Genomic DNA, 25,992 nt, shown 5'->3' with positions numbered 1-25,992 from the left:
GCGGCCGTCCGAATTGGAATGAACGCATACTCAATTCATTTGGGGGCCCCGGATGCGCAAGAACCTGCCTGTCACCGCTGTCGAATATCCTGTCAGCGACGAGACGCTGATCGTCTCGCGCACCGATCTCAAGGGCAAGCTCAGCTACTTCAACGAGGACTTCCTCGCCGCCGCCGGTTTCTCGTCGGCGGAACTGATGGGCCAGCCGCACAACATCGTTCGCCATCCGGACATGCCGCCAGAGGCCTTCGACAATCTCTGGGACACGTTGAAGGCCGGCAAGCCGTGGCTCGGCGCGGTGAAGAACCGCCGCAAGAACGGCGACTACTACTGGGTGCTGGCGACGGCGTCGCCGATGCGCGAGAACGGCCAGGTCAAAGGTTATACCTCGATCCGGACCAAGCTGCCGGCCGACCAGCGCAAGCTCGCCGAAGAGGTTTACGCAGCGATCCGCGAAAAGAAGCCGCATGGCTACCGGATCGACGCCGGTATCATCCGCCGTCGCTCCTGGCTCGACGGCTTCGCCATCTTCACCCGGACGCTGAAGGCGCGCCTTGTCACGATGATGGCGCTCCAGGCGCTGTTCATGCTGGCGCTCGGTGTCGTCGGGGCGCTGTCCACCGGTGGTTCGACCAGCCTGGTTCTGTCACTGCTGACCGTCGTCGGCGCCGGCATCGTCAGCTTCGCCGGCCTTGCGACCATGCGGGCAATCCAGGGGCCGATGCAGCACCTTAACGATACCCTGGTCAACCTGGTCCAGGACAAGTTCGACAACCGCATCGTGATCGAGCGCGACGACGAGATCGGTGAGGCGCTGCGCAATCTGCAGACCGTGCAGACCATCATCCGCTTCAGCCGCGACGAGGTGCAGGCGGTGCAACGCCGTGCCGAGGCCCAGCGCAAATCCGACATGACGAAGCTCGCCAACGGCTTTGAGGCTGCGATCGGCGAGATCGTGGAAACCGTCTCGTCGGCGGCGACCGAACTTGAAGCTTCGGCCTCGACCCTGTCCTCGACCGCGAGCCGCGCGCAGGAATTGTCGGTCGCGGTTGCGGCAGGCTCCGAAGAAGCTTCCGCCAACGTTCATTCGGTGGCCTCGGCCGCCGAAGAGATGTCGTCCTCGGTGCGTGAGATCAGCCGACAGGTGCAGGATTCCTCCCGGATCGCGAGCGAAGCGGTCAGCCAGGCGCAGGCCACCACCGAGCGGGTCAGCGAGCTGTCGCGAGCTGCATCGCGGATTGGCGACGTCGTCGAGCTCATCAACGCGATCGCCGGCCAGACCAATCTGCTGGCACTGAACGCCACGATTGAGGCGGCACGTGCGGGCGAGGCCGGTCGTGGTTTCGCCGTGGTCGCTTCCGAGGTGAAGGCGCTCGCCGAGCAGACGGCCAAGGCGACCGGCGAGATCGGTCAGCAGGTCGGTGGCATCCAGTCGGCGACGCAAGAGTCGGTGAGCGCTATCAGCGAAATCAGCGGCACCATCGCCCGTCTGTCGGAGATCTCCTCGGCCATCGCGGCGGCCGTGGAGCAGCAGGGCGCAGCCACCCAGGAAATCGCCCGCAATGTTCAGCAGGCGGCCCAGGGCACGGAGCAGGTGTCCTCGAATGTCGGTGATGTCCAGCGCGGCGCCTCCGAGACCGGATCGGCGTCCTCGCAGGTGCTGTCAGCGGCGCAGATGTTGTCGCGTGACAGCAATCGCCTCAAGCTCGAGGTCGGCAAATTCCTGAACTCCGTCCGCGCGGCGTGAGCGGAAACGCCACGCAGCAGACTGCGCGGTAAGCGTCGAGGCGATCGCATAGCTGCGATGTCGATTTCGCAGTGCGGTAGCAGGGAAGTGAATGCAGGAAGGCCGCCGGAGGTTAGCGTTTCCGGCGGTGCTCAGGTAAAGGGGAACAGGGGTCGCCGTGGGGGCGGATCCCTTATTCTCGCTTGACCTGGATTCGCCTGGCGCATGATTGCTCTGGTCCGTATTGCCCTGAGCCGGCCCTACACATTTGTCGTGCTCGCGCTTTTGCTGCTGATCATCGGACCGCTCGCGGCCCTGCGGACGCCGACCGACATCTTTCCGGACATCCGTATCCCCGTGATCGGCGTGGTCTGGCAGTACACGGGCCTGCCGCCCGACCAGATGTCCGGCCGCATCACCACGCCGTTCCAGCGGGCGCTGACGACGACCGTCAACGACATCGAGCACATCACCGCCAACTCCTATAACGGCTTTGGCATCATCAAGATCTTCTTCCAGCCCAACGTTGACATCCGTACCGCCAACGCGCAGGTCACGGCGATCTCGCAGACGCTGCTGAAGCAGATGCCGCCGGGCGCGACACCGCCCCTGATCCTGAACTACTCCGCCTCGACCGTGCCGATCATCCAGGTGGCGCTGTCGGGAGACGGCCTGACCGAGCAGAACCTCGCCGATATCGGCATCAACAATCTGCGCACGCCGCTGGTCACCGTCCCGGGCGCCGCAATCCCGTACCCGTTCGGCGGCAAGCAGCGCCAGATCCAGATCGACCTCGATCCCACCGCGCTCCAGGCCCGCGGGCTATCAGGCCAGGACGTCGCCAACGCGCTCGCCGCGCAAAACCTGATCACGCCGGTCGGCACCCAGAAAATCGGCCAGTTCGAGTACAACATCCAGCTCAACAACTCGCCGCTGAAGATCGACGAGCTCGGCAACCTGCCGATCAAGACCGTCAACGGGGCGATGGTCTATGTGCGCGATGTCGCAACCGTGCGCGACGGCAATCCGCCGCAGACCAACATCGTCCATGTCGACGGCAACCGTTCGGTGCTGATGATGGTGCTGAAGGCCGGCGCGACCTCGACGCTCGACATCATCGCCGGCATCAAGCAGAAGGTGATCGACGTCAAGGACCAGATGCCGGACGCGCTGAAGATCGGCTTCATCGGCGACCAGTCGGTGTTCGTCCGAGGTGCGATTCAAGGCGTCGCCTTCGAAGGCGTGATCGCTGCGCTGCTCACCAGCGTCATGATCCTGCTGTTCCTCGGCAGCTGGCGCTCGACCATCATCATCGCGGTTTCGATCCCGCTGTCGGTGCTGGGTGCCATCATCATGCTATCGGCGGTCGGCGAGACACTGAACATCATGACGCTCGGCGGCCTCGCGCTGGCGGTCGGCATCCTCGTCGACGACGCCACGGTCACCATCGAGAACATCAATTACCATCTGGAGCAGGGCAAGCCGGTCGAGCAGTCGATCCTCGATGGCGCCAACCAGATCGTGACGCCGGCCTTCGTGTCGCTGCTCTGTATCTGCATCGTGTTCGTGCCGATGTTCTTCCTCACAGGGGTCGCGCGCTTCCTGTTCGTGCCGATGGCGGAAGCGGTGATGTTCGCGATGATGTGGTCGTTCATCCTGTCGCGCACCTTGGTGCCGACCATGGCGAACTATCTGCTGCACGCCCATGTCCATCACGAGGGCGAGCCGCCGCCATCGCGCAATCCGCTCGTCTGGTTCCAGCGCGGCTTCGAAAAGCGATTCGAACGGATTCGCGGCGGTTATCATGATCTGCTGGGGCTCGCGCTGGCGCACCGTGCGGTGTTCGTTGCCGGCTTCCTCTGCGTTGTCGGCGCCTCCTTTGCCCTGGTGCCGTTCCTGGGCCGCAACTTCTTCCCGGCGGTCGATGCCGGCAACATCCTGATGCATGTCCGCACACAGGTCGGCACCCGTGTCGAGGAGACGGCCAATCAACTCGCCGACGTGCAGAAGGCGGTGCGCAAGCTGATCCCGGGCGAGATCGAGACCATGACCGACAATATCGGCATGCCGATCTCCGGCATCAACATGACCTACAACAATACCGGCGTGATCGGCCCGCAGGACGGCGACATCCAGATCAAGCTGAGGGAGGGCCACAAGCCGACCGAGGAGCATGTCCGCGTGCTGCGTGAGCAGTTGCCGCGGCTCTTCCCGGGCGTCAGCTTCGCGTTCCTCCCCGCAGACATCGTCAGCCAGATCCTGAATTTCGGCGCGCCGGCGCCGATCGATCTGCAGATCCGGGGCGCCAATCTCGGCGCCAACTTCGTCTATGCCAACAATTTGCTGGCCAAGGTTCGCCGGATTCCGGGCGTCGCCGATGCGCGCATTCAGCAATCGCCGAGCAATCCGACCTTCAATATCGATGTCGACCGGACCCGCGCGCAATATGTCGGCCTGACCGAGCGCGATGTCACCAACAGTCTCGTGGTCAATCTCGCCGGCTCCTCGCAGGTCGCGCCGACCTACTATCTCAACCCCGATAACGGCGTGTCCTATTCGATCGTGATGCAGACGCCGCAATACCAGATCGACTCGCTCAGCGCGCTGCAGACGCTGCCGATCACCGCGGCCGGGAATTCGCAGTCGCCGATCCTCGGCGGCATCGCCGACATCAAGCGCTCGATCTCGAGCGCGGTGGTGTCGCAATATGACATCCAGTCGATGGTGCAGATCTTCGCGACGACCTCGGGCCGCGATCTCGGCGCGGTCTCCGCCGACATCCGTCAGCTGATCGCCGACACCGCCAGGGAGCTGCCGAAGGGCTCCTCCGTGGTGCTGCTCGGCCAGGTGCAGACCATGAACAGCGCCTTCACCGGCCTCTTGTTCGGTTTGCTCGGGGCCGTCGTCTTGATCTACTTCCTGATCGTCGTGAACTTCCAGTCCTGGTCCGATCCGTTCGTGATCATCACGGCGCTGCCGGCTGCGCTCGCCGGCATCGTCTGGATGCTGTTCATGACGGAGACGACGCTGTCGGTGCCGGCGCTGACGGGTGCGATCATGTGCATGGGCGTTGCTACCGCGAACAGCGTGCTCGTGATCTCCTTCGCCCGCGAGCGCTACGCGGAACTCGGTGACCCCATTGCGGCGGCGCTGGAAGCCGGCTTCGTCCGGTTCCGCCCGGTGCTGATGACCGCGCTCGCCATGATCATCGGCATGGCGCCGATGGCCCTGGGGCTGGGCGAGGGCGGCGAGCAGAATGCGCCACTTGGCCGCGCCGTGATCGGCGGCCTGATCTTTGCAACTTTCGCCACGCTGATGTTTGTTCCCGTCGTGTTCAGTATGGTACACAAGAAACAAGGCGCCGAAGCCGCCGCCCCATTGGAGACTGCGCATGTCACCCACTGAACCCCGCTCCCCGGTGTCGCACCGGAAACTGGGTATTTTCGGCGTGGTGGCGCTGATCGCGGCCGGCCTTGTCGTCGGCACCGGCATCCGGGCTCGCGAGGAGCAAGGTTCCAAGCTCAAGGAATGGACCGACGACCAGGCTGTTCCCAGCGTTGCGATCACCCTGCCCAACGCCAAGTCGCTCAACGCCACCATCGACCTGCCGGGTCGGCTCGAGGCCTATTACCGCGCACCGATCTTCGCGCGCGTCTCCGGCTATCTCAAAAGCTGGAGCGTCGACATCGGCGCGCGCGTCAAGGCCGGCCAGGTGATCGCCGAGATCGAGGCGCCCGACCTCGACCAGCAACTGCTTCAAGCCCGCGCCGATCTCGCCAGCCAGCAGGCTAGCGCCAGGCTGTCGGAGGCAACGCTGAACCGGCGCAAGACGCTGGTCGCTTCCAATTTCGTCTCGGCGCAGGAAATCGACGAGCGCACCGCCGATCTCTCCAACAAGAACGCCGCCGTCCATTCGGGGCAGGCCAATGTGGAACGGCTTGAGGCGCTTGCGGGCTACAAGAAAATCACCGCGCCGTTCGATGGCGTGGTCACCGCGCGCGACACCGACGTTGGCGCGCTGATCAACGCAGGCGGCAGCTCGGGCCCGGCGATGTTCGTGGTTTCCGATATCACCAGGCTGCGCGTCTACGTCAACGTGCCGCAGAACTACGTGCCGGCGATCAAGATCGGCGCCAAGGCCACCATCTCGCTGCCGGAATATCCGAACCGTACGTTCCAGGCGACGGTGGAGGCGTCCTCTCAGGCCGTTGACGTCGCCTCGGGCACCACGCGCATGCAGCTTGGCCTCGACAATTCGAGCGGCGAGCTGATGCCTGGCGGCTATGCCAGCGTGAAGCTGAGCCTGCAGCGCGAGTCCGCGCCGCTCAGCATTCCCGCCAGCGCCCTGATCTTCAACGGCAGCGGCCTGCGCGTCGCGACCGTGGGCGCCGACGACAAGGTGCAGTTCAAGACCGTCACCATCGCCCGCGATCTCGGCAAGGAAATCGAGCTCGCGTCCGGCATCGCGCCGGACGACCGCGTCATCACCGCTCCGCCGGACGGTCTGTCCGATGGCAATGCGGTGCGGGTGGTCGGCGCCGGCGGTAAGCCGGCAACCGCTTCGGAGAAGCAGGCGCCGAAGAGCTAAGGCGCGCGCATGCGCCGGCCGCAGGTCTCGTAGGGTGGGCAAAGGCGCAAAGCGCCGTGCCCACGTCTTTTCATCGAATACGCAAGACGTGGGCACGCTTCGCTTTGCCCACCCTACGGTATCGGCGACATCACGCCACCCGCCACTCCGGCACGCCATCGGCGGCCATCGCGATCTCGCCGGGTGAGCCGACCGGCGTGCGATCCATGTTGAGCAGATGCGCCAGCGTGGCGTTGTCGCTCGCCGGAATCCGCGCCAGCGTGCGCCTGTCGTCCTGCGTCCGCAGCATCGTGACGCCGTGCTCGATATCGCCGCCGCGGCCATAGAGCACCGTAAAGCTCTCAACCTTGCCCTTGCCCGAGGCCTCCGCGACAAATTCCGGCACGGTGCGCTTGTTGCGGTCGGCATCGCCTTGCACGCTGGTCTCTTGCGCGAGATCCCCGCGCGGGGGAGTTTTCGCCACGACGAGCGCATGATGCTTGGTGACGAAGCCGCCCTGACCGTAGAGCAGGCCAAGCCTGGCACCTTCTCGCACCCGCCGGACCATCGCACAGGCGGCATGGGTCATGTAGGTGTTGAGCGGCGCGCCGAAGAACGTGAGGCCGCCGGTTACGGTGGGCTGTACGTCGGCAGAAAGGCCGAGCGTCCGCCGCGCCATCTTCGGCACGCAGGGAAAGCAGCTGTAGAGCTCGATCGCGTCGAACCTCTTGCCGTCACCGCCGGCGAGTTCGATTGCGGCCTTCAGCACCGCATTCTGCGGATGGCTTTCGTAGAACTGGTCGCGCAGGAGATAATCAGGCGGCTCCTCGGCTGACGCGCCGCCGAGCGGATAGACCAACTTCTCGTCCGCGATGCGGAGCGCGCGCGCCTTGGCAAGGCTGGTGAGCAGCAGCGCGCCGCCCATGTTGACGCTGGGGTTGGCCACCATCAGCTTGTTGTAGGGCCAGGCGATCAACCGGTTGTCGGCCGTCGGCGTCGTGATCTCCTCCGGCGCAAAGCGCCGCTTCAGCCAGGCATTGGGATTTTGCGCGGCGGCTTCCGAATAGCGCGACCACAGCGTGCCTGATTCCGCCATCGCGTCGCGCGGCGTCTGGCCCCAATGCGCGGAGGAGGCGGCCTCGTAGAACGGATAGACGGTGACGGGACGGAACACGCCGAGCTTCACGGCGAGCGGCTTCTGGAACGCGGCGCCGCGCTTGGGCTCCGGCGCATCATGCGCGAACGGCGTCCACGGCAGCTTGATGCCGGCGCGATCGGCTTTGGTCGCTGTCGATTGCGCTTCGGCGCCGCAGACCGCGGCGACGCTGCATTCGCCGCGGGCGATGCGCTTTGCGGCCTCGTGGATGTAGCGGATCGGGGTCTCGCCGCCGACCGGGCCATAGTAACAATGCGCAGGCTGGATGCCGAGCCGCTGGGCCAGCAGCGTCTCGGGATCGCGATAGCGCCAGCTCAGGAAATTGACGACGTCCAGCGATTGCACCTCGCCGAGCAGCTTCGCGCCGGCATCTTGCTCGGCGCGTCGCAACGCCTGTTCGAGCAGGTCGAGCGGCTCGAGGCCGTCGGTGATCTCCTTGGGGCGGTCGACGATCTCGCCGATGCCGACGATGACGGGGATGCGGTCTTCGGGAATGCTGGTCATTTCGTCTTGCTTTATGTTTCAGATTTTTGGCACGCCGTCGCCGTTCGAGGGCCGCTGAAGGAGCGGCCACCTCAGGGTGGCGGCTACAAGGTGAGGTGCGAGCCGAGCGACGCCTGCGGCGCTGGGCGAGCCTCGAAGGATGGGCCGCGAACTCCGCTTCAGCCACACACGTCACTCCGCCACCAGCGCATTCATGTGCTCGACGGCCTCGGCAAACTCTTCCTTGAATTCCTGCACGACGGCACCGGCCGACTTCACGCTGTCGATCAGGCCGACGCCCTGGCCGACGAAATAGCTGACGAGGTCGCGCGCCTTGGCGTTGCCGCTCGCGGCCGCGCGGTCGATCGAATTGAAGGCGTCGCGGCTGATGATGCTCTGAAGCGGCATCGGCAGTGCGCCAGGACTTTCCGGCGCGCGGTCCCAGGCATCGGTCCAGACCGAGCGGAGCTGTCGCGCCGGCTTGCCGGTGCGGCCCTTCGAGCGGATCGCATCGCGCGAGGACGCCGCGATCATCTTCTCGCGAAAGATCTCGCTGGTCTCGGATTCGACCGTGGCAAGCCACACCGAGCCGGTCCAGGCGCCGGCCGCGCCCATCGCCATGCAGGCCGCCATCTGGCGCCCGGTCATGATGCCGCCCGCCGCCAGCACCGGCACATCGCGGACCTTCTTGATCGCCTTGATCACCTCCGGCACCAGCACCATGGTCGAGACCTCACCGCAATGGCCGCCCGCCTCGGTGCCCTGCACCACGAGAATGTCGACCCCCGCGGCGACCTGGCGCAACGCATGCTCCTTGGCGCCGACCAGCGCGGCAACGGGCACATTGTGCTTCTTGCCCATCTCGATCATCGCCTTCGGCGGTACGCCGAGCGCATTTGCGATCAGTCGGATCGGGTGATTGAAGGAGACTTTGAGCAGCTCCAGCGCGGTCTCGGCGTCGAAGGGTTGCGGCTGGTTGTCGTCCACCTCTGTCGCCGTCAGCTCGATATCGTACGTCTTCAACAGGTTGCGCGTGTAGGCGCGGTGCTCGGGCGGCACGCGCGCTTCCAGGCTCTTCCAGGTGACGTGCTTCTCGCCCGCGGTCGAGATGTTTTCCGGGATCAGCACGTCGATGCCGTAGGGCTTGCCGTCGACATGCGCATCGATCCATTTCAGCTCGCGTTCGAGCGTATCGGGCGTGTGCACGGTGGCGCCCAGCACGCCGAAGCCGCCGGCGCGGCTGACAGCCGCAACGACGTCGCGGCAGTGGCTGAAGGCGAGCAGCGGAAACTCGATACCCAGCATGTCGCAGATCGGCGATTTCATGGTTCTCTCCCGGCAGCACCCCAGCGCATCGTCATGTGGGATGCCATGCCGGATTCCCGCGCGCATCTTGCGTGCAGGCGTCACGTGGCGCGATGGTCATGCCGCCCGCGATGATGCGCCGTCGAACGAGGTGGACAGGATGCATGACCCGGTTCCGAGGTCCGCGCCGGATGCAGAGCGGGCAGGGCTTGCCAACGGCCCGGCACGGGCTAATTAATGCAGGCGCATCTTTTGCCGGAGCCACCGCATGACCGACGCCCCCGCCTACGTGCCGCCCAAAGTCTGGACCTGGAACAAGGAGAATGGCGGGCAGTTCGCCAACATCAACCGGCCGATCGCCGGCCCTACCCACGACAAGGTGCTGCCGGTCGGCAAGCACCCGCTCCAGCTCTACTCCCTGGCGACGCCGAACGGGGTGAAGGTGACGGTGATGCTGGAGGAGCTGCTGGCGCTCGGCCACAAGGGCGCCGAATACGACGCCTGGCTGATCAAGATAGGCAATGGCGACCAGTTCGGCAGCGGTTTCGTCGATATCAATCCGAACTCGAAGATCCCGGCGCTGATGGACCGCTCGGGCCCGGAGCCGATCCGGGTGTTCGAGTCCGGCTCGATCCTGTTCTACCTCGCCGAGAAGTTCGGCGCGTTCCTGCCCAAGGACATCAAGACCCGCACCGAAGCGATGTCCTGGCTGTTCTGGCAGATGGGCAGCGCGCCCTATCTCGGCGGCGGCTTCGGCCATTTCTATGCCTATGCGCCGTTCAAGATCGAATACGCCATCGACCGTTTCGCGATGGAGGTGAAGCGCCAGCTCGACGTGCTCGACCGGCGTCTTGCGGACAATGAATATCTGGTGGGCAAGGAATACACCATCGCCGATATCGCGGTGTGGCCGTGGTACGGCGCGCTCGCCAAGGGGCTGGTCTACGGCGCCGGCGAATTCCTGTCGGTGCAGGACTACAAGAACGTGCAGCGCTGGACCGACCTGATCGCGCAACGCCCCGCCGTGAAACGCGGCCGCATGGTCAACCGCGTCTCCGGCGATCCCGCCAGCCAGCTCCACGAGCGCCACGACGCGAGCGATTTCGAGACCAAGACCCAGGACAAGCTCGCGCCGGCGACATAGCGCTCTTTTCTCTCCTCGCCCCGCTTGCGGGGAGAGGTCCAATTCGATCGCAGATCGAAGTCGGGTGAGGGGGAGCCTCCGCGAGTCCCACTATCACCGTCCTCGCGGAGGCTCCCCTCATCCCGACCTTCTCCCCGCACGCGGGGAGAAGGAGAGTTCACGCCATGCTCAGCTCGTGGCGGCCGACCACCATCCAGTGCACCTCGTCCGGACCGTCGGCAAAGCGCAGGTGACGGACGTCCTGGTACATCTCGGCGAGCGGGGTCCAGTGCGAGATGCCGGTGGCGCCGTGCATCTGGATCGCCTGGTCGATGATCTTGCAGGCGCGCTCCGGCACCATGGCCTTGACCATGGAGACCCAGACCCGGGCCTCCTTGTTGCCGAGCACGTCCATCGCCTTGGCGGCCTTCAGCACCATCAGGCGCATCGCCTCGATCTCGCAGCGCGCCTGCGCGATGATCTGCATGTTGCCGCCGAGATGGGCGATCTTCTTGCCGAAGGCTTCGCGCGTCAGGCCGCGCTGCACCATCAGATCGAGCGCCTTCTCGGCCTTGCCGATGGTGCGCATGCAATGATGGATGCGGCCGGGCCCGAGGCGAAGCTGCGAGATCTCGAAGCCGCGGCCTTCGCCGAGCAGCATGTTCTCCTTCGGCACGCGCACATTGTTGAAGCGCATGTGCATGTGGCCGCGCGGGGCGTGATCCTGGCCGAACACGTACATGGGGCCGAGCACCTCGACGCCGGGCGTGTCGCGCGGCACCAGGATCTGCGATTGCTGCTTGCTCGGCGCCGCATCCGGATTGGTCTTCACCATCACGATGAGAATCTTGCAGCGCGGGTCGCCGAGACCGGAGATGTAATATTTCTCGCCGTTGATAACCCACTCGTCGCCGACGAGCTTGGCCGTGGTCGAGATGTTCTTGGCGTCCGAGGAGGCGACGTTCGGCTCGGTCATGACATAGGCCGAGCGGATCTCACCGTTGAGCAGCGGCTTCAGCCACTTCTCCTTCTGCTCCTTGGTGCCGACGCGCTCCAGCACCTCCATGTTGCCGGTGTCGGGCGCCGAGCAGTTCATGGTTTCGGAGGCGAGCGGGCTCTTGCCGAGCTCGGCGGCGATATAGGCATAGTCGAGGTTCTTCAGGCCCTGGCCGGTCTCGTCATCGGGCAGGAAGAAATTCCAGAGGCCTTCTTTCTTGGCCTTGTTCTTGGCGACCTCGAGCACCTCGAGCTGCTTCGGCGTAAAGCTCCAGCGATCTTCCTTGCCCTCGCCGGCCTTTGCGAACTCGATCGACATCGGCTCGACCGTGTCGCGGATGAACTTCTTGACGTGGTCGTAGAGCGGACGGACCTGGTCCGACATCCTGAGGTCATTGAGCTCATCGCCGGGATTGAGCGTGTAGTTGGTGGTGCGGGGAATGTAGCTGTGTTTTGTCATTGTTCCTCCCGGGGTCGCTGAGTTCGCGTTGGCCGGAAGAATAGTCGCAGCGCCGCGAAAGTGCGAGCGCGTATTTTCGCGCGGGCCATGCCATGAGATGGAATTTTCGCGAGACGTTTGAAATGTTGTTTGAATGAGGCGGCGCGCAAGCGGGCTGGAGCACCGTCCGATCCCCAGGACTCCGTCATTGCGAGCGCAGCGAAGCAATCCAGAATCTTACCGTGGCGGCAGTCTGGATTGCTTCGTCGCAAGAGCTCCTCGCAATGACGAGGAGAGTCCGGTGGGCCTCTAGCTCGGCATCCGATGCATCGCGCAGATCTTGTTGCCGTCGAGATCGCGCAAATAGGCGAGATAGAGTTTGTTTCCGCCGCCCTCGCGGATGCCGGGCGGATTTTCGATCGGCGTTCCGCCAGCGGCGACGCCGGCGGCGTGCCATTTGTCGACCTGCTCGGGCGAGTTGGCGGCAAAGCCGATGGTGCCGCCGTTCGCGCAGGTCGCCGGCTCGCCGTTGATCGGCTTGGTCACCGAGAACACGCCGGTCCTGGTGAAATAGAAGATGCGGTGGCCATCGACCTTGGCCGGGCGCACCTCGAGCGTGCTGAGCAGGCTGTCGTAGAACGCCTTGGCCTTGTCGAGGTCGTTGGTGCCGATCATGATGTGTGAAAACATTTGCCCGCTTTCCCCAGAGTTTGTCGTTTTGAGAATCAAAACGCCGTATAGCCGCCGTCGATCACGAATGTATCCGCCGTGTGATACGACGAGGCCTTGCTCATCAGATACACGGCGATGCCGCCAAAATCGGATGCCTCGCCGAATCGCCGCATCGGAATGCGCGGCATCACGTTGGCGACGAACTTTTCGTTCGCCATCAGTCCTGCCGTCATGTCGCTCTTGATCCAGCCGGGCAGGATCGCATTCGCGGTCACGCCGTGGCGCGCCAGCTCGACGCCGAGCGCGCGCACCAGCGCGTTGATGGCGGCTTTCGTCGCGGCATAATGCTCGTTGCGCGCGGTGCCGAAGATCGAGGCGAGGCTCGAGGTCGCGACCAGCCGGCCGAAGGGATCGCCGGCATTGGCGCGGTCGGTCATGTGCTTCGCGGCGGCTTGGAAGGCGTGGAACACGCCGTCGAGATTGGTCGCAAACATCGTGCGCCACTCCTCTTCGGTGCGGTCGATGAAGGACCTGCGGCCGCCGCCGCCGATGCCGGCATTGGCGAAGCAGCCGTCGACCCGGCCGAATGTATCGAGGGTCGCCTTCATCGCGGCATTGACCGAGGCCGGATCGGTGACGTCGCAGACGCGGGTCTCGACCCTGCCTGATAGCCCCGCCATGCTCGCGGCAGCAGCCTTGTTCTTGTCAGCATTGCGGCCCCAGATCGAGACGCTGCACCCCTGGCCGGCGAGCGCCTGCGCGATGCCGAGCCCGATGCCGCCATTGCCACCGGTGATCACGGCCACGCGGCCCGAGAGGTCGAAGAGGTTCATGGCGCGTTTCCTGTTTTGCCGCGCGGCGCATCAGCCGCTGCGCGCAAGATTGCTTGCTATGCTCTGATCACCATGGACAAGACCGTGCCAAAAATCAAATATGCGCCCCGGCAGAAGTAATTCCGGTCTGCGAAACTGAAGCGGGCCGCAACGGACGAGGAAACCATGCAGTTCAAACACGTCACGCTCGAATTCGATGGTTCGGTCGCGATCCTCAAGCTCGACCATCAGGAGGTGATGAACGCGGTCTCCGTGGACATGCTCGGCGGCCTTGCCGAGGCACTCGATGCGATCGAGGAGAAGAAGGACGAGGTGCGCTGCGTCGTGCTGACCGGTGCGGGGCGGGCGTTCTGTACGGGTGCGAATCTGCAAGGGCGCAACGACCAGTCGAAGAAAACCAAGGCCGGCCTGACGCTGGAGACCGGCTTTCATCCGTTCCTGCGCCGTATCCGCAATCTGCACTGTCCCATCATCACCGCGGTCAATGGCCCGGCGGCGGGCGCCGGCATGAGCTTCGCGCTGCTCGGCGACATGATTTTATGCGCGCGTTCGTCCTACTTCCTGCAGGCGTTTCGTCGCATCGGCCTGGTGCCGGATTGCGGCTCGACCTGGCTGCTGCCGCGCCTCATCGGCCGCGCGCGCTCGATCGAGTTGTCGCTGATGGGCGAGCGGCTGCCGGCGGAGAAGGCGCTGGAATGGGGCCTCATCAATCGTGTGTATGATGATGGCGTGCTGATGGACGAGGCGATGAAGCTCGCGCACGAGCTTGCCAGCGGCCCGACGGTCGCGCTGTCGCTGATCCGCAAGCTCTATTGGGACAGCCCGGAAAATTCCTTCGAGGAGCAGCTCAATCTCGAATTCCAGTGCCAGCTCCGCGCTGGCGACACACAGGATTTTCGGGAGGGCGTGGGCGCGTTCCTGGAGAAGCGCCCGGCGCAGTTCAAGGGCAAATGATCGAGGCGGAGCTTTCCCGCAGCGTCCAGCGCTGGTTGCCGGGTGCAACCGGCGTGACCGGCGCGGCAAAGCTCTCCGGCGGCGCCAGCCAGGAGACATGGCGCTTCGACGTCACCCATCCCGACGGCGTGATCGGCGCGATCCTGCGCCGCTCGCCAAAGGGCTATGGGGCGGCCCCGACGCGCGCGGCAGGTCTGGCGGCCGAAGCGCAATTGATGCAGCTTGCCTTCGAGGCCGGCGTGCCGTCGCCGCGCGTGATGCATGTGCTGACGCCGGAGGACGATCTCGGCACCGGCTTCATCATGCAGCGGATCGAGGGCGAGACCATCGCCCGCAAGATTCTTCGCGATCAGGAGTACGCGGCGGCGCGGCCGCTTCTTGCGCGGCAGATTGGCAGCGTGCTCGCAGGCCTGCACAAGCTGCCGCAGGACAAATTGCCCGAGCTGCGGAGCAGGTCGGCGACCCAGGAAATCTCTGAGTTCGAACGCGACTATCGCAGCCTGAACTGGCCGAAGCCCGTGTTCGAGCTGGCGCTGCGCTGGCTGCGCGATCACGATCCCGGGCCGTCAACTGAGACGACGCTGGTGCATGGCGATTTCCGCAACGGCAATCTCATCATCGGCGCCGATGGCATCCGTGCCGTGCTTGACTGGGAACTCGCTCACCTTGGCGATCCCATGGAGGATCTCGGCTGGGTTTGCGTGAACTCATGGCGTTTCGGCGAGATCGACAAGCCGGTCGGCGGCTTTGGCTCGCGCGAGGAGCTGTTCGCCGGTTACGAGGCTGCGGGGCGCAAATGCGATCCAGCACGCGTCAAATTCTGGGAAGTCATGGGCACGCTGCGCTGGGGCATCATGTGCGGGGGCATGATGCAGCGGTTTCGCGAGGGGCCCGATCATTCCATGGAGCGCGCCATGATCGGCCGCCGCGCATCCGAGACCGAGATCGATCTGTTACGGCTGCTCGCGCCGCGCGGAGGGTAGGCATGCAGGACGAACCGACACCGATCGAACTGACCAGGGCGGTCGCCGATTTCCTCCGCAGCGACATCACGCCGCTGATCTCGGGCCACCAGGCCTTCAAGTTGCGCGTGGCCGTCAACATCCTCGACCTCGTCACGCGGCAGTTGGCGCAGGAGGCGGGAAGCGATGCTGCGGAGCTGGAGCGGTTGCGGGCGCTGCTCGGCGCAGACGGGACAGTGACAGAGCTCAATCGCACGCTCGCCGAGCGGATCGCGAAGGGCGACGTGGATCTCGCAACGCCGGGCCTCGCCGAGCATCTGTGGGCCACCACGATGGCCAAGCTTGCGGTCGATCAGCCGAATTACGCGTCCTACAAGCGGGAGCTGGGGCGGGACGGGTAGCCCTCTCCCCGTCCGTCGTTGCGAGGAGTCCTTGCGACGAAGCAATCCAGACTTTCTCCGCGGAGGGATGCTGGATTGCTTCGCTTCGCTCGCAATGACGGCGGTGAGACCGCCTACTTCCCCACCCATTTCGGCGGCCGCTTCTCCGAGAACGCTTTCGGGCCCTCGATGTAATCCTGCGAGGCCACCATCGCCTTCACCGCCGGATAGTCGCGCTGCTCCGCGATGGCCTGCTCCAGCGACACGGCAAGGCCCTTCTGAATCGCCTGCTTTGATGCGCGGATCGACATCGGCGAGTTCTTTGTGATCATCTCCGCCCAGCGCAACGCGGCCGCGAGCGCTTCGCCCTGCGGCACCACCTCGTTGACGAAGCCAAGCTCCTGGCCCTCCTTGGCGCTGACATGGCGCGCGGTGAGGATCATGCCCATGGCGCGCTTGAGCCCGATCTGGCGCGGCAGCCGGTGAAGGCCACCGGCGAGCGCGGCCAAGCCGACGCGTGGCTCAGGAAGCGCGAATGTCGCGTTCTCGGCGGCAATGATGAGATCGCAGGCCAGCGCAATTTCAAAACCGCCGCCCATGGCAACGCCATTGACCGCGGCGATGATCGGCTTGTCGCAGTCGAAGCGCGCAGTGAGGCCGGCAAAGCCACCCTTGTCCCAACCGCGCTTGCCGCCCGCCGCCTGCCACTTCAGATCGTTGCCGGCACAGAACGCCTTGTCGCCGCTGCCTGTGACGATCGCGACCCATTGCTCGGGATCGGCGGAGAAATCGTCGAACACCTTTTGCAGCTCGAAATGCGCGTCGGTGTGCAGCGCGTTGTAGACCTCAGGTCGCGACAGCGTGACGATCGTGATCGGACCCCTGTGTTCTATTTTAGAGAATTTCAGCTCCATCGCGCGCTCCCGCATTTTCTCGTGAAGGAATATTGCGGTCATACTACCGCGCGTCATTGTCGGAGCGCCACCGAATTGCGCGGGTGCGCCTTGCGCCTCGGCTTACTTGACTTGTGCGCGCCCTTCTCACCTTAATCGCACGAAGAAAAAACGCGTCCAGCGCCTTAACGCAAAACGATAAAATCAATCCTGGGAGAGAGCCTGTGGATTTCTCACTGCCTGCCGATCTCGTCGCCTATCTCGGGGAGCTCGATCGTTTCATTGAACGCGAGATCAAGCCGCTGGAAGAGGCCGACGACAACATCCGCTTCTTTGACCATCGCCGCGAATGGGCACGCACCGATTTCGAGAATGGCGGTCTACCGCGGCATGAATGGGAAGCGCTGCTGCGCAAGGCGAAGGATCTCGCGGATGCCGCCGGTCACCTGCGTTTTCCGGTGCCGAAGCAATATGGCGGCAGGGATGGCTCCAATCTCTGGATGGCCGTGATCCGCGAGCACTTTGCCGCCAAGGGGCTTGGCCTCCACAACGATCTGCAAAACGAGCATTCCATCGTCGGCAATTTCCCCGTCGTCACCATGCTGGACCGCTACGGCCGCGACGACCAGAAGGCGATGATCGACGGTTCGATCCGGGGCAAGTACCGCATCACCTTTGGCCTCACCGAGCCGCATCACGGCTCGGACGCGACGCACATGGAGACGCGCGCGGTGCCCGCGACACGCGACAACGTCAAGGGCTGGATCATCAACGGCGAGAAGATGTGGACGACAGGCATGCATGTCGCCACGCATTGCGCGCTGTTCGCACGCACATCGGGCAATGACGGCGATGCCCGCGGCATCAGCTGCTTCCTGGTGCCGGCGAAGACGCCCGGTGTGAAGGTCGAGGAGTACATGTGGACGTTCAACATGCCGACCGACCACCCGCGCGTCAGCTTCACGGACGTGTTCGTGCCTGAGGATGCTCAGTTCGGCGAGGTTGGCCGAGGCCTGTCGCTGGCGCAGTGCTTTGTGCACCAGAACCGCATCCGCCAGGCGGCGAGCTCGCTGGGCGCGGCCGTCTATTGCATCAACGAGAGCGTCAAATATGCGCGTGAGCGAAAGCCGTTCGGCCGGGCACTCGCCGAGAACCAGGCGATCCAGTTCCCGCTGGTCGAGCTTGCCACGCAAGCCGAGATGCTGCGCCTGTTGATCCGCAAGACCGCCTGGGAGATGGACCAGCTGACCGAGGAGCAGATCGAGCGCACGCTCTCCGACCGGGTCTCCATGTGCAACTACTGGGCAAACCGCCTCTGCTGCGAATCCGCCGACCGCGCCATGCAGGTTCATGGCGGCATGGGCTATTCACGTCACAAGCCGTTCGAGCACATCTACCGTCACCATCGCCGCTATCGCATCACCGAAGGCAGCGAAGAGATTCAGATGCGGAAAGTGGCGGGGTTCCTGTTCGGCTATATGGGGCCGGGGAAGCATTGAAGCTTGCACCGTGCCGTAGGGTGGGTCAGCCGGGCAGATGCGCGAAGCGGATCTGCTCGGCGTAACCCACCAACTTCCATCGGTGCGGGTCGTAAAGAGGTGGGTTACGCCGTGCGAACTGCGCTTTGCGCAGTCGCAGGGCTAACCCACCCTACGGCACCACGCTCAATTCACCCGTCGATCCTTGTCCGCCCAATACGGCTCGCGCAGTTGCCTTCGCAGGATCTTGCCAGACGGATTGCGCGGCAGCGCCGGCAGGAATTCGACGCTCTTCGGCGTCTTGTAGCCGGCGATGCGCGTCCGGGTGAAGTTGATGATGTCGGTGGCGGTCGCCTGTTTGCCCGGCTTCATCACCACCACCGCCTTCACCGCCTCGCCCCATTTTTCGTCAGGCACGCCGATCACGGCAGCTTCCGCGACGTCGGGGTGATCGCACAGCGCGTTCTCGACCTCGGCGGGATAGATGTTCTCGCCGCCGGAGATGATCATGTCCTTGATGCGATCGTGGATGTAGAGGTAGCCGTCCTCGTCCATATAGCCGGCATCACCCGTGCGCAGCCAGCCGTCGCCGCGCAGCGTCGCGGCGGTCGCCTCGGGCAAATTCCAGTAGCCCGCCATGTTGGAGCCCGATCGCGTCGCGATCTCGCCGACCTGGCGCGGCGGCAACGGTTTGCCGTTACTGTCGAGGATCGCGATCTCAACGCCGGGCAGGGCTTTGCCGGCCGAGCGCATCCGCTCGAGGCCCTCGACGTGATCCTCCGGCGGCAGAGCGACGATCGTGCCGGTCGTCTCCGTCATGCCGTACATCTGTACGAAGCCGCATTTGAAGACCTCGATGCACTCCTTCAGCAGCGCCGCCGGAATCGGCGAGGCGCCGTAGAGCATGTATTTCAGCCTGGAGAAATCGACGGTCCTTGCGCGTGGCTGCCGGACCACGAACTGCATCGCTGCCGGCACCATGAACAGTTTGGTGATGCCCGACTGCTCGAAGAAATCCAGCACCTTGGTCGGATCGAACTCGCGCGCGATGACGCCGCGGGCGCCATGATAGAGCCCCATCACGCCCCAGCCGGAACCGCCGATGTGGAAGATCGGCATCGCCACCAGCGAGACGTCATCGGTGGACCACCGATTCCATTCCGGCTTGTCCTCGGCATTGCCGGTTTGCACCAAATTGAGGAAGTTCGCGTGGCTCAGCATCGCGCCCTTCGGCTTGCCTGTCGTGCCCGACGTGTAGAGCTGGATCGCGATGTCGCCGGTAGCGATCGGCACTTTGGGATCCTCGCCGTTCTGCGCATCGCGCCAGGCCGTAAAATCCTGCCACTCCGGTGCGCCGCCCTCGGTGGTGATGATGGTGCGGACGTTGGGAAGCTGGTCCTTGATCTGGCGGACCTGGGTGATGAATTCAGGTCCAACAAACAGAACCGGCGCCTTGCAATCCGAAACGATGAAAGCAACTTCGGGTCCGGCGAGACGCCAGTTCACCGGCGCCATCACCACGCCGGCCTTCATTGCGCCCATCAGCAGTTCGAAATAGAGGTCGCTGTTCTTGCCGAGATAGGCGATACGGTCGCCCTTCTTCAGACCCATGGCGAGAAGTGCGTTGGCGACCCTGTTGGTCTTGACATCGAATTCGGCAAAGCTGGTGAGGCGGCCCTCGAACTCGTAGGCGACGGCATCGCCGCGGCTTCTCGCGCGCTCGCGCACCATCTGGGCGAGGTCAGCCAATGGCTGTGTGGACATGTTTCTCCCTTGGCGTTTTGTTTTTTATGCCGGGAGTGTGGCGCCAACCGCGGGGGAAAACAAGGTGGGAGCAATAGAAGCGAGCTGCTTCAACACGGTCGTCCCGGCGAAGGCCGGGACCCATAACCACTAAGCGCAATTTGGCGACGAAAGGTCATGACCAATCTTCGCAAAACTAGATTCGGTGAGTATGGGTCCCGGCCTTCGCCGGGACGACGGTGGAGCGTGGAGCGACCTTGCGCATCTCACTACGGAGGAAGCATCACCCCCGTTTCGCCCGGTCCTTCTCGTTCTGCGCCATGATGCTCTCGCGCGCGGTCTTCCAGTCGTCGTCGCTCCAGTCGCGGAGCTGATAGAAATTGCCGCCCATGGCGAGCGCCTGGGCGCCGTCCATGGCGATGGTCTCGCCATTGATCCAGTCGCAGCCGCCGGAGATCAGGAACACCGCGAGGTTCTGCAACTCTTCCATGGTGCCGACACGGCCCATCGGGTTCATCGCCTCGGTGCGCGCACCGGCTTCGTCGCCGGGTTTGATGCGTTTGCTCATGCCCTCGGTCGGGATCTCACCCGGCGCGATGGTGTTGAGGCGGATACCGTAGCGGCCCCATTCGGTCGCCAGCGACATCGTCATGGCGTGGATCGCCGATTTGCTCATCGCCGACGGCACCACGTAAGGCGAGCCGTTCCGCACCCAGGTCACGGTGATCGAGACGACATTGCCGGGCTGCTTCAAGGCGATCCAGCGCTTGCCGACCGCATGCGTCACGTAGAACGTGCCGTGCATGACGATGTTGGCAACCGCATCGAACCCGCGCGGCGAGAGCTCCTCGGTGCGCGAGATGAAATTGCCGGCGGCGTTGTTGACGAGATCGGTCAGCGGCGCGTCGCGGAAGATGGTCTCGACCATCTCCTCGACCGCGAGAGCGTTGCGGATGTCGACACCATGGCTGGTGACGCGGCCGCCATACTCACCCATCAGCTCGATTGCGGTCTCGTCGCAGACGATCTTGCGCCGTCCGCAGATGTGCACCTCGGCGCCGAGCTGGAGGAAGCGCGCCGCCATCGATTTGCCGAGCCCGGTGCCGCCGCCGGTCACGAGAATGCGCCGCCCAGCCAGAAGATTTTCCTTGAACATGGCTGTTTCTCCCGTACGTATCGTCAGTTAATTGGTCGATTGACTAAATCCGGCCGCCGGCTTTCTGTAAAGCGGCACCGAACAAGAACAGGGAGAATTCATCCATGGAAGAGCGCGTCTCGATCTCGATCTCGGAAGGCGTCGCCGACGTGCGGCTGGTCCGCGCGGACAAGATGAATGCGCTGGATCAGGCGATGTTCGAAGCTCTTGTTGCCGCAACCGAGCGGCTTTCGAAGGAAAAAGCCGTGCGCGCCGTCGTGCTGTCGGGCGAAGGTCGCGCCTTCTGCGCCGGTCTCGACATGGGGCGTTTTGCCGCCATGAAGGAGAAGGGCGGCAACGGAATTCCGGGTGGCGAAAATCGCGACCTCACCAAGCGCACGCATGGCCAGGCGAATTTTCCGCAAGCCGCGGTATGGGGCTGGCGCCAGCTTCCGGTGCCGGTGATCGCGGCCGTGCACGGCGTTGCCTTCGGCGGCGGCTTCCAGCTCTCGCTCGGCGCCGACATGCGCTTTCTGAGCCTTGATGCGCGCATGTCGATCATGGAAATCAAATGGGGGTTGGTGCCCGACATGGCGGGCACGCCGATCCTGGCCTCGCTCGTGCGCGACGATATCCTGCGCGATCTCACCTATACGGGACGCATCTTCTCCGCGCAGGAGGCCATGACATATGGGTTGGCCACGCGCATCTGCGATGATCCGCGCGCGGCAGCGCTCGAAGTCGCGCGCGAGATCGCCGGCAAGAGCCCCGATGCGATCCGCGCCGCCAAGCGGCTGCTGAACAATCTCGCGGTCGATCCCGGTCCGGCGCTGCTGGCTGAGTCGGTCGAGCAGCAGAAGCTGATCGGCAGTGCGAACCAGACCGAGGCGGTGCGCTCGAACCTGGAGAAGCGCGCGGCGAAGTTTGCGGACTGAGTTCGTCGTTCCGGGATGCGCCGTAGGCGCAGGCCCGGAATCGATCGAACCCCCGACATCCGCTGTGACATGGATTCCGGGTTCGATGCTTCGCATCGCCCCGGAATGACAGCAACTAACAACAAAGAAAAACAGCAATGAGCGAAACGTCCCAATATCTCGGCATCGTCTCGGACGACCGCCGTCGTTCGCATGCGGAGGTCGCCGCCCGCGCCGATCAGATCGCCTCCGGCCTCGCCAAAATGGGCGTCAAGCAGGGCGACTGCGTCTGCATGCTGATGCGCAACGACATCGCCTTTCTGGAGGCTGCCTACGCCGCGATGCGACTGGGCGCGTATGGCGTGCCGATCAATTGGCACTTCAAACCGGAGGAGATCAACTACATCCTTGGTGATACCGGCACATCCGTGCTGATCGGCCACGCCGACATGCTCCCTGCCTTGCGCGATGCGATCCCGAAAGGCGTCACCGTGCTCAGCGTGCCGACGCCGCCGGAGATCCTGTCCAACTACAAGATCGATCCCGACCACCTGAAGACGCCCGACTTCGCGATCGATTTCGAAACCTGGCTGGCGCAGTTCCAGCCCTATGACGGTCCGCTCGTGCCGCAGCCGATGAACATGATCTACACCTCGGGGACCACAGGCCATCCCAAGGGCGTGCGGCGCAATGCGCCGACGCCGGAGCAGCAGGCCGCCGGCGAGCGCATGCGCGCGATGATCTATGGGCTCAAGCCTGGTGCCCGCGCCATCCTGCCGGGGCCGCTCTATCATTCCGCGCCGAATTCGTTCGGCATCCGCGCCGGCAAGCTCGGCGGCGTACTGGTGCTGATGCCGCGCTTCGAGGCGGAAGAGTTTCTGCAGCTGATCGAGCGGTACAAGATCGACACCATCTTCATGGTGCCGACCATGTTCATCCGCCTGATGAAGTTGCCGGAGGAGGTCCGCAACAAGTACGACGTCTCCTCGCTGCGCCACGTCATCCATGCCGCGGCGCCGTGCCCGGCGGACGTCAAGCGTGCCATGATCGAGTGGTGGGGCCCGGTGATCTACGAATTCTACGGCTCGACCGAATCCAGCGCCGTCACTTTCGCCACCTCCGAGGACGCACTGAAGAAGCCAGGCACGGTCGGCAAGATTTCCCCCGGCGCTGAACTCCGCTTCATCGGCGACGATGGCCGCGTGCTCGGCGTCGGCGAGATCGGCGAGATCTATTCCCGCATGCCTGAGATGGCCGATTTCACCTACCACAACAAGCCGGAGAAGCGGGCCGAGATCGACCGCGACGGCTTCATCACCTCGGGCGACGTCGGCTATATCGACGACGACGGCTACGTCTTCATCTGCGACCGCAAGCGCGACATGGTGATCTCGGGCGGCGTCAACATCTATCCTGCCGAGATCGAATCCGTGCTGCACGCCGTCCCCGGCGTGCACGATTGCGCCGTGTTCGGTATCCCCGATGCCGAGTTCGGCGAGGCGCTGATGGCCGTGGTCGAGCCGCAGGCAGGCATCGTGCTCGATGCCGCCTTCATCCGTGCCCGGCTGAAGAGCTCGCTGGCCGATTACAAGGTGCCCAAGCACATCGAGATCCGCACCGGATTGCCGCGTGAAGATTCGGGAAAGATCTTCAAGCGCCGCCTGCGCGATCCCTATTGGCAGCAAGCGGGGCGCAAGATCTGAGGGTGCTGGGGGCGCCGATGTCACACGCTGGAGTGGCAATCATCGACCGGCTCGGCTAGGTTGCCGCTCCCGTTCCCCGCCGCCAGTGATCGCCGATGCCCTCCACCCGCGCCAGCTTCTTCGAAGTCCCCCATGCCGCTGTCTACGCGCTGATGACGGTGACAGTCCTGGTGTCGGGATTTTGCTTCATCCAGGCCGGCGGCCCGGCGGCGCCGGCGGAGATGCTCTATCGCTACGGCGGCATGTATTCGGCCGCCATCGCGCGGCATGAATACTGGCGCCTGCTCGCCTATGGTTTTCTGCATGCCGATTTCGTCCACCTCACCATGAACATGTTGTGCCTGGTGTTGTGGGGCGGACATTTGGAGCGGCGAGTCGGACCGGCCTACTTCCTCATCATCTATCTCTGCGCGATGGTGTTCGGCGCGATCATCGGCAATGGCATCCATTCCACGCCCTATTTGACGGTCGGCGCGTCCGGCGCGACGTCGGGTATCCTGGGCGCTCTGCTTTGCCTGTGGATCCTCGGCAAGCTCGAATTCGGGTTCGACTTCTTCGCCATCAATATCGGGTTGAACATCGCCTTTGCGCTCGGCAATTCGCGGATCGATTGGGGCGTCCATCTCGGCGGTTTCGCGGCCGGGTTGATCGCATGCGCGGTGCTCGATCTCATCGAGAAGACCAATCCGTACGTGCTTCGCTGCAAGTTTCCGGAAGCCGTGAAGGTCAATCTGACCCTGCTGGCCTGCGTTGCCGCGTGGTGGGCCTGGAGCAGTCAAGCTCAGCTCGTCGCCGCAGCAATATCCGGCTGGGGTCTGGCCATCGTCGCCCTGGTCGCAGCTTGCGCCGTCGTGAAGACGGTCGATCTCGCGCTCTCCATGAAGAAGGGGCTGGTGATCGTGGTGACCATGATGGCCGCAACGAACGCCGCCGCGGTGATGCTTTCAGGCTGGGCTCTGGGATCTTGTTGCACGCCGCGCTGGCCGACTGGATCCGCTCCACTCGATAATTTTCTCGTCATATTCTGTCCCAATCCCGTGCTCATCTCGGGGCTATCGGCGATCGGCGTTGCCGCCCTGACCCTGTGCCTCTGCGCGAAGGAGATTTCGCGCGGGATCGAGGACGTCGGATTTGTCGGCACATCGCTGCGGGCTGAACGTAACAGGCGTCATGGACTATGACCGCGGAGGTCGTGCTATAAGGGGTCTCGTCGACCCTCGGATCATCCCATGTCCCCCGTTTCCATTCTGCTCAACATCATCTGGATTCTCATCGGCGGCGCCTGGATGGCCTTCGGCTGGCTGGTGGCGTCGGTCATCATGGCCATCACCATCATCGGCCTGCCGTGGGCGCGGGCGGCGTTCAACATCGCCATCTACACATTGCTGCCGTTCGGCTCGCGAGCGGTGAGCCGCGACGAGGTGACCGGCATGAGCGATGTCGGCACCGGCCCGCTCGGGGTAATCGGCAACATCATCTGGCTCGTGCTGGCTGGCTGGTGGCTGGCGCTCGGCCACCTCCTGACGGCCGTGCTCTTTGCCATCACCATCATCGGCATACCCTTCGCCTGGGCCCATCTGAAGCTCGCGGGCATCGCGCTCTGGCCGATCGGCAAGGTGATCGTGCCGGCGTAGCTTCACGGGCGCGATTCCGGCGTGGCGGACGGCACTGTGCGCCGCCTCCAACTTCATCTTGCACTGCGGCGGAAAAATATCGCACACTCGGACCGCCGGGGAGCCATTGGGAGCTCTAATCAGGGAGCGAGCCATGTCCCTCCAGACCGTACCATCTGAGGCCACCGATCTTCGCCCGAACCGGCCCGAGGACGTCCAGGCGCTGGAGGCCGATGCGCGGCTGCGCGACGACATCCGCCTGCTCGGGCGCATCCTCGGCGACACGGTGCGGGACCAGGAGGGGGCCGATGTGTTCGACCTGGTCGAGCGTATCAGGCAGACCTCGATCCGGTTCCACCGCGACGAAGACAGGCTCGCCCGCCGCGAGCTCGAGCAGATCCTCGACAGCATGTCGATCTCCGAGACGGTGCGGATCGTCCGCGCCTTCAGCTATTTCTCCCACCTCGCCAACATCGCCGAGGACCAGAACAACATCCGTCAGATGCGCGCCGGAAAGGGCGGCGGCTCCGGCGTCCTGGCGGAGACGCTGGCCAAGGCCAGGGACGCGGGAATCGGCGCCGATGCGCTGCGTGGTTTCTTTAAGAGCGCGCTCGTCAGCCCGGTACTGACGGCGCACCCGACCGAAGTCCGCCGCAAGAGCACCATGGATCGCGAGATGGAGGTCGCCAGCCTGCTCGACCGCCGCGAACGGGTTGCCTTGACCGCCGACGAGGCGGCGGCCAGCGACGAGCAGCTGCGGCGCGAGGTGTTGACGCTGTGGCAGACCAATCTCTTGCGCCGGACCAAGCTCACCGTGCTCGACGAGGTCGCCAACGGCCTGTCGTTCTACGACTACACCTTCCTCCGCGAGGTGCCGCGGCTGGTCAACGCGCTGGAAGACCGGCTGGAGGAGGCCG

General features: G+C 64.3%; 21 protein-coding genes. 13 read left to right on the top strand and 8 right to left on the bottom strand.

Annotated elements, in window-relative coordinates:
• Positions 1 to 52 precede the first annotated feature (52 nt).
• The 3 genes from G8O24_RS06890 to G8O24_RS06880 all read left to right on the top strand — a co-directional run bounded on the left by G8O24_RS06890 (position 53) and on the right by G8O24_RS06880 (position 6,314).
• Positions 53 to 1,747 carry a methyl-accepting chemotaxis protein gene (locus G8O24_RS06890; RefSeq protein WP_188097736.1) on the top strand — a complete coding sequence of 565 codons (1,695 nt, stop codon included), beginning with the start codon at positions 53 to 55 and terminating at the stop codon, positions 1,745 to 1,747.
• A gap of 204 nt (positions 1,748 to 1,951) precedes the next feature.
• Positions 1,952 to 5,131 carry an efflux RND transporter permease subunit gene (locus G8O24_RS06885; protein ID WP_188097734.1) on the top strand — a complete coding sequence of 1,060 codons (3,180 nt, stop codon included), beginning with the start codon at positions 1,952 to 1,954 and terminating at the stop codon, positions 5,129 to 5,131.
• Positions 5,118 to 6,314, top strand: a complete 1,197-nt coding sequence (locus G8O24_RS06880; RefSeq protein ID WP_188097732.1) for an efflux RND transporter periplasmic adaptor subunit — start codon at positions 5,118 to 5,120, stop codon at positions 6,312 to 6,314. Before G8O24_RS06885 ends, G8O24_RS06880 begins: the two co-directional genes overlap by 14 nt.
• A gap of 130 nt (positions 6,315 to 6,444) precedes the next feature.
• Here the strand turns inward: G8O24_RS06880 and G8O24_RS06875 are convergent, their stop codons facing one another.
• The gene (locus G8O24_RS06875; RefSeq protein ID WP_188097730.1) at positions 6,445 to 7,953 is read right to left on the bottom strand and encodes an acetyl-CoA acetyltransferase; all 1,509 of its coding nucleotides are present in this window, start codon (positions 7,951 to 7,953) and stop codon (positions 6,445 to 6,447) included.
• A 171-nt stretch (positions 7,954 to 8,124) separates the two neighbouring features.
• Positions 8,125 to 9,258 carry a nitronate monooxygenase gene (locus tag G8O24_RS06870; RefSeq protein ID WP_188097728.1) on the bottom strand — a complete coding sequence of 378 codons (1,134 nt, stop codon included), beginning with the start codon at positions 9,256 to 9,258 and terminating at the stop codon, positions 8,125 to 8,127.
• A gap of 247 nt (positions 9,259 to 9,505) precedes the next feature.
• Between G8O24_RS06870 and yghU the strand changes: the two genes are divergently transcribed.
• Positions 9,506 to 10,381 carry a glutathione-dependent disulfide-bond oxidoreductase gene (gene yghU / locus G8O24_RS06865; RefSeq protein WP_188097726.1) on the top strand — a complete coding sequence of 292 codons (876 nt, stop codon included), beginning with the start codon at positions 9,506 to 9,508 and terminating at the stop codon, positions 10,379 to 10,381.
• Positions 10,382 to 10,538: 157 nt separating this feature from the next.
• On the opposite strand, the gene G8O24_RS06860 is transcribed toward yghU, so the two are convergent.
• The 3 genes from G8O24_RS06860 to G8O24_RS06850 form a co-directional block, all read right to left on the bottom strand.
• Positions 10,539 to 11,816: an acyl-CoA dehydrogenase family protein gene (locus tag G8O24_RS06860; RefSeq protein ID WP_188097724.1), complete on the bottom strand. Its 1,278-nt coding sequence runs from the start codon at positions 11,814 to 11,816 to the stop codon at positions 10,539 to 10,541.
• A 288-nt stretch (positions 11,817 to 12,104) separates the two neighbouring features.
• A complete protein-coding gene (locus G8O24_RS06855; protein WP_188097722.1) occupies positions 12,105 to 12,485 on the bottom strand; it encodes a VOC family protein in 381 nt (126 codons plus the stop codon).
• A 35-nt stretch (positions 12,486 to 12,520) separates the two neighbouring features.
• On the bottom strand, positions 12,521 to 13,300 hold the full coding sequence (locus tag G8O24_RS06850; protein ID WP_188097720.1) for an SDR family NAD(P)-dependent oxidoreductase: 780 nt from the start codon (positions 13,298 to 13,300) through the stop codon (positions 12,521 to 12,523).
• A 165-nt stretch (positions 13,301 to 13,465) separates the two neighbouring features.
• Between G8O24_RS06850 and G8O24_RS06845 the strand changes: the two genes are divergently transcribed.
• From G8O24_RS06845 to G8O24_RS06835, 3 genes are read left to right on the top strand one after another with little or no spacing between them, the layout of a single operon-like run.
• On the top strand, positions 13,466 to 14,254 hold the full coding sequence (locus G8O24_RS06845) for an enoyl-CoA hydratase/isomerase (RefSeq protein WP_188097717.1): 789 nt from the start codon (positions 13,466 to 13,468) through the stop codon (positions 14,252 to 14,254).
• Positions 14,251 to 15,237: a phosphotransferase family protein gene (locus G8O24_RS06840; RefSeq protein ID WP_188097715.1), complete on the top strand. Its 987-nt coding sequence runs from the start codon at positions 14,251 to 14,253 to the stop codon at positions 15,235 to 15,237. Before G8O24_RS06845 ends, G8O24_RS06840 begins: the two co-directional genes overlap by 4 nt.
• Before the next feature lie 2 nt (positions 15,238 to 15,239).
• Positions 15,240 to 15,617 (top strand): DUF6285 domain-containing protein, encoded by a 378-nt coding sequence (locus G8O24_RS06835; RefSeq protein WP_188097713.1) that lies wholly within the window; start codon positions 15,240 to 15,242, stop codon positions 15,615 to 15,617.
• Positions 15,618 to 15,730: 113 nt separating this feature from the next.
• Here the strand turns inward: G8O24_RS06835 and G8O24_RS06830 are convergent, their stop codons facing one another.
• Positions 15,731 to 16,510 (bottom strand): enoyl-CoA hydratase-related protein, encoded by a 780-nt coding sequence (locus tag G8O24_RS06830; protein ID WP_188097711.1) that lies wholly within the window; start codon positions 16,508 to 16,510, stop codon positions 15,731 to 15,733.
• A 203-nt stretch (positions 16,511 to 16,713) separates the two neighbouring features.
• Between G8O24_RS06830 and G8O24_RS06825 the strand changes: the two genes are divergently transcribed.
• A complete protein-coding gene (locus G8O24_RS06825) occupies positions 16,714 to 17,988 on the top strand; it encodes an acyl-CoA dehydrogenase family protein (protein ID WP_188097710.1) in 1,275 nt (424 codons plus the stop codon).
• Positions 17,989 to 18,153: 165 nt separating this feature from the next.
• Here the strand turns inward: G8O24_RS06825 and G8O24_RS06820 are convergent, their stop codons facing one another.
• Both G8O24_RS06820 and G8O24_RS06815 read right to left on the bottom strand, forming a co-directional pair.
• Entirely contained in the window at positions 18,154 to 19,731 is a 1,578-nt protein-coding gene (locus tag G8O24_RS06820; protein ID WP_188097708.1) for a fatty acid--CoA ligase, read from the bottom strand.
• A 262-nt stretch (positions 19,732 to 19,993) separates the two neighbouring features.
• Positions 19,994 to 20,866 (bottom strand): SDR family oxidoreductase, encoded by an 873-nt coding sequence (locus G8O24_RS06815; RefSeq protein ID WP_188097707.1) that lies wholly within the window; start codon positions 20,864 to 20,866, stop codon positions 19,994 to 19,996.
• 104 nt (positions 20,867 to 20,970) lie between these two features.
• Here G8O24_RS06815 and G8O24_RS06810 point away from each other — a divergent pair, with 104 nt between their 5' ends.
• From G8O24_RS06810 to G8O24_RS06790, 5 genes are all read left to right on the top strand, one after another.
• Positions 20,971 to 21,780, top strand: coding sequence for a crotonase/enoyl-CoA hydratase family protein (locus G8O24_RS06810; protein WP_188097706.1), 810 nt, complete (start codon positions 20,971 to 20,973; stop codon positions 21,778 to 21,780).
• A gap of 137 nt (positions 21,781 to 21,917) precedes the next feature.
• Positions 21,918 to 23,462 carry an acyl-CoA synthetase gene (locus tag G8O24_RS06805; protein WP_188097704.1) on the top strand — a complete coding sequence of 515 codons (1,545 nt, stop codon included), beginning with the start codon at positions 21,918 to 21,920 and terminating at the stop codon, positions 23,460 to 23,462.
• Between the two features lie 95 nt (positions 23,463 to 23,557).
• Complete coding sequence (locus tag G8O24_RS06800; RefSeq protein WP_188097703.1) at positions 23,558 to 24,643, top strand: rhomboid family intramembrane serine protease; 1,086 nt, start codon at positions 23,558 to 23,560, stop codon at positions 24,641 to 24,643.
• Between the two features lie 48 nt (positions 24,644 to 24,691).
• The gene (locus G8O24_RS06795) at positions 24,692 to 25,096 is read left to right on the top strand and encodes a YccF domain-containing protein (RefSeq protein WP_188097702.1); all 405 of its coding nucleotides are present in this window, start codon (positions 24,692 to 24,694) and stop codon (positions 25,094 to 25,096) included.
• Positions 25,097 to 25,229: 133 nt separating this feature from the next.
• Positions 25,230 to 25,992 (top strand): phosphoenolpyruvate carboxylase (locus G8O24_RS06790; RefSeq protein ID WP_188097700.1); only part of this gene is annotated, 763 nt, incomplete at its 3' end.

The organism is Bradyrhizobium campsiandrae (assembly GCF_014529705.1).
Classification (GTDB): domain Bacteria; phylum Pseudomonadota; class Alphaproteobacteria; order Rhizobiales; family Xanthobacteraceae; genus Bradyrhizobium; species Bradyrhizobium campsiandrae.
This window is presented reverse-complemented; position numbering and strand designations above follow the sequence as displayed.